Source organism: Streptomyces sp. NPDC002092 (assembly GCF_053593775.1).
The window spans coordinates 1-1,119 of record NZ_JBSFDG010000057.1; the positions used below are offsets into that span (position 1 = coordinate 1).

The following is a 1,119-nucleotide window of genomic DNA, read 5'->3' on the forward strand; positions in this document are numbered from 1 at the left end:
GTCCGCGCTGAAGGGACCCTGACGACACGATGACACTCGCCGTCCGCTACACCTCCGCCCGCACCCTGGACACGGCGCCCGCTCACAGCGTGCCTCCCGGCCCGGGTGAGGTGGAGTTGGCCCCCGCCTTCGTCGGTATCTGCGGTACCGATCTGCACATCTTCCACGGTGACATGGACGCCCGGGTGGCCGCACCGGCTGTCCTGGGGCATGAGATGTCCGGCCGCGTGGTGCGTGTCGGCCCGGACGTGGAGGGCTGGCAGCCGGGTGATGCGGTGACCGTGATGCCGCTGCGCTGGGACGACACCTGCCCGGCCTGCCTGGCCGGTCACCGGCACGTCTGCCAGCACCTGGACTTCATCGGCATCGACTCGCCGGGAGCGATGCAGCAGCGCTGGACCGTGCCCGCCTCCACGCTGATACGGCTGCCCGCCACCCTGCCCCTGGACCGGGCCGCGCTCGTCGAGCCCACCGCGGTCGCGGTGCACGACGTCGGCCGGGCCGGCGTGAAGGACGGCGAGCGCGTCGTGGTGGTCGGCGGCGGCCCCGTCGGCATCCTCATCGCGCTGGTCGCGCGCTCCGCGGGCGCCGAGGTCCGGGTGGTGGAGCTGAGCGCCCACCGGCGTCTGCTCGCCGAGGAGCTGGGCCTGGCGACCTGGGACCCGGCCACCGACGACGTGCCGGCGCTGGTCGGCGCGTGGACCGGGGATGCGGGCGCGGACGTCGCCTTCGAGGTGTCCGGCGCGGCGGGCGGCGTGGACACGGCGGTCGAGGTGCTCGGGGTGCGCGGCCGTTTGTGCCTGGTCGCCATCCATCCGCGTCCCCGTGAGGTGAACCTGCACCGGTTCTTCTGGCGCGAACTCACCCTCATCGGGGCCCGGTTGTACGACCGCCGCGACTTCGAGAAGGCGGTGGCCCTCGTCGCGGACGGCACCATCGCGGCGGAGCGGCTGATCAGCAAGGTCGTGCCGCTCACCCAGGCACCGGCCGCTTTCGAGGCCCTGGAGGGCGGCGGCGACGTGATGAAGATCCTGGTGGACTGCACCGGCGACGACGACGTTCAGGGAGCCGCCGTATGACCGCCTTCGACCTGACCGGGAAGCTCGCCGTCGTCACCGG

General features: G+C 73.1%; 1 protein-coding gene. It reads left to right on the forward strand.

What is annotated here, in order from left to right; genetic code table 11:
- Positions 1-29 precede the first annotated feature (29 nt).
- Positions 30-1,079: a zinc-dependent alcohol dehydrogenase gene (locus ACWCRD_RS44970; protein ID WP_450971462.1), complete on the forward strand. Its 1,050-nt coding sequence runs from the start codon at positions 30-32 to the stop codon at positions 1,077-1,079.
- The last annotated feature ends 40 nt before the right edge of the window (positions 1,080-1,119 follow it).

Coding starts and splice junctions, on each gene's coding strand:
- ACWCRD_RS44970 (WP_450971462.1), top strand. CDS start 30: ATGACACTCGCCGTCCGCTACACCTCCGCCCGCACCCTGGACACGGCG.